This is a genomic window from Dactylosporangium darangshiense (genome assembly GCF_039537565.1).
In the GTDB taxonomy this organism is placed as follows: domain Bacteria; phylum Actinomycetota; class Actinomycetes; order Mycobacteriales; family Micromonosporaceae; genus Dactylosporangium; species Dactylosporangium darangshiense.
On record NZ_BAABAT010000152.1, the window covers coordinates 1 to 2,507 of the forward strand.

Annotated in this window: 2 protein-coding genes, 2 pseudogenes and 1 other annotated feature; of the genes and pseudogenes, 1 reads left to right on the plus strand and 3 read right to left on the minus strand. The window is 67.1% G+C overall.

The genetic code is table 11. The features are described 5' to 3' along the window. Positions 1 to 127 (plus strand): annotated as a pseudogene (locus ABD901_RS58330) (AAA family ATPase); the annotation flags it as partial. Between the two features lie 95 nt (positions 128 to 222). On the opposite strand, the gene ABD901_RS58335 reads toward ABD901_RS58330, so the two are convergent. From ABD901_RS58335 to ABD901_RS59520, 3 genes and pseudogenes are all read right to left on the minus strand, one after another. Then, positions 223 to 1,029 carry a tyrosine-type recombinase/integrase gene (locus ABD901_RS58335; protein ID WP_345144964.1) on the minus strand — a complete coding sequence of 269 codons (807 nt, stop codon included), beginning with the start codon at positions 1,027 to 1,029 and terminating at the stop codon, positions 223 to 225. A gap of 55 nt (positions 1,030 to 1,084) precedes the next feature. Continuing rightward, positions 1,085 to 2,331 (minus strand): IS3 family transposase gene (locus ABD901_RS58340; protein WP_345144966.1). Its coding sequence is split into 2 segments (ribosomal slippage): positions 1,085 to 2,049 and positions 2,049 to 2,331, totalling 1,248 coding nucleotides; the frame shifts between segments, so codons are not numbered across the junction. Beyond that, positions 1,922 to 2,050, minus strand: a sequence feature (AL1L pseudoknot). It overlaps the preceding gene by 129 nt. After that, positions 2,303 to 2,507 (minus strand): annotated as a pseudogene (locus ABD901_RS59520) (hypothetical protein); the annotation flags it as partial. The pseudogene ABD901_RS59520 and the gene ABD901_RS58340, both read right to left, overlap by 29 nt.

Below are 2,507 nucleotides of genomic sequence, written 5' to 3' on the forward strand. Positions count from 1 at the left end.
GGCCGGACACTCCGTGCTGTTCGACACCGCCAGCAACTGGATCACCCGCCTCGCCGAAGCCCACCACGCCGGCCGCCTCGAAGCCGAACTCAAGAAAATCCGCCGCTACAGGTTGATCATTGTTGATCTATGCCGAGACCGGGACTATGCCGATGACCGGTCGAAACCGGTTGGTCCGACTCGTGGGGCGACGGTCGCGGTCGGCATAGTCCCGGGGTGCGCTCACAGACCATCGAGGAACGCGAGAGTCTTGTCGGTGGGTCGGTAGCGTCCGGGCTGGGTCGTGATGGGTGTGGTCAGGGCCAGGGCTTTCTCCTTGGTGGACATGTCGGCGTGGACGTAGGCGTCGGTGGAGCGGACGCTGGCGTGGCCGAGCCAGAGTGCGATGACGGTGGTGTCGACGCCTGCCTGCAGCAGTGACATCGCGCAGCTGTGGCGTAGGACGTGTGGGTGGATGTCCTTGTCGCGCAGTGACGGGCAGCGGTTGACGGCGGTCTTGGTGTGGGTGTTGAGGCGTTGCGCGACGGCGTCGCGGCTGAGGCGTCGCCCGGTGCGGGTGGGGAACAGCGGATCGCCGGGGCGGCCGGCGCGTTCGCGCATCCATGATTGCAGCAGGGTTTGGACGGGGTTGCCGAGCGGGATGGTGCGGTGTTTGCGGCCTTTGCCTTCGCAGCGGACGGCTGCGCCGGTGCCGAGGCTGATGTCGGCGCAGTTGAGGCTGGTGAGTTCGGAGACGCGCAGCCCGGTTTGGACGGCCAGGGCGATCATCGCCTTGTCACGTCGTCCTTCCCAGCGTTTCGGGTCTGGGGCGGCGAGCAGGGCGTCGATTTCGGTGTCGTTGAGGAATGTGATGGTCCGTTTGTCGAACCGTTTGGGTGGGATGTCCAGGACGCGTTGGATGAGCAGGGCGTGTTCGGGGTGTTGCAGCGCGGCGTAGGAAAACAGCGACCGGATCGCGGTCAGCCGGAGGTTGCGGGTTCGGGCGCTGTTGCCGCGGTCGTCCTCGAGGTGGTTGAGGAACGCGGACACGATGTCGGCGTTCAGGTCGGTCCAGTCCAGTGAACCGCCCCGGATTTGGTAGCGGCTATTTGGGTTGGGACGTCGCCTCGGTGAGGCGGAGTTCGGGGGGTTGGTGCAGGGTTTCGAAGTCGGCTGGGGGCAAGTCTGCCGCACCGCTGTGCAGGCGGCGATGGTTGTACCAGTCGACGTACTCCAGGGTGGCGATCTCGACCTGGTCGCAAGACCTCCACGGCCCACGGGGTTTGATCAGTTCGGTCTTGAACAGACCGATCGTGGACTCGGCCAGCGCATTGTCGTAGGCGTCCGCGACCGTGCCGACCGACGCGTCGACGCCGGCCGCAGCGAGGCGTTCGGTGAAGGCAATCGACGTGTATTGACTGCCCGCGTCGTGGTGATGGATCAACCCGGACAGATCGCGGACGCCGCCGCGACCGCGAGCCCAGAACGCCATCTCGAGGGCGTCGAGGACCAGAGCGGTCTTCATGCTTGTCGCGGCGCGCCAGCCTAGGATCCGGCGGGAGTACACGTCGATTACGAACGCGACGTAGACCATCCCGGACCAGGTCGGCACGTAGGTGAAATCGGCGACCCACAATCGGTTCGGCCGGTCCGCGTGGAACCGGCGCTGCACCAGGTCCACCGGCCTGGCCGCGTGCTGGTCGGCGATCGTGGTGCGGCGGGTCCGGCCGCGCACGACACCACGCAGGCCCAGTTGGCACATGAGCCGCTCGACGGTGCACCGGGCCACCTCGATGCCTTCGCGGTTCAAGGCCAGCCACACTTTCCGGGCGCCGTAGACGCCGTAGTTGGCGGCGTGAACGCGGCGGATCTGCTCACACAACCAAGCGTCGCGGCGAGCCCGGGCCGACGGCAGCCGCCGGCAGGCAGCGCGGTAGGTACTGGACGCGATCGGCCACCCGAACTGCGTCAGGGCCCGGCAGATCGGCTCGACGCCGAACAGGTGCTTGTGCTCGTCGATGTAGGTCACGAGCGTTGCTGTGGCCGGTCGAGCTCGGCCGCGAAGAAAGCCGACGCGCTTTTCAGGATCTCGTTCGCCCGGCGCAGCTCGGCGTTCTCCCGGCGGAGACGCTTCAGCTCGGCAGACTCGTCGGTGCTGACCCCGCCGCGTTGGCCGGTATCGACCTGGGCCTGACGGACCCATTTGCGCAGCGTCTCCGCGGTGCCGATACCGAGCTTCTGCGCCACCGCGGTGATCGCAGCCCAGTCGGACTCATAGTTCGGCCGCACCTCGGCGACCATCCGTACCGCCCGCTGACGCAACTCAGCCGGATACGGGGAAGGGCGTGACATGACTCGATCCTCCACAAGAGGTCGGGCCGATATCAAACCCGGGGCGGTTCACATCTGATCGTTCCGGGATGGTGTGCGGGATCCCCCGGGCGCGCAGCGAACGGCGGTTGGCCTTGGACCCGTACGCCTTGTCCGCGGTCAGGTGCGCGAGTCTCTTGCGGTGCCGGCCTTTGCCG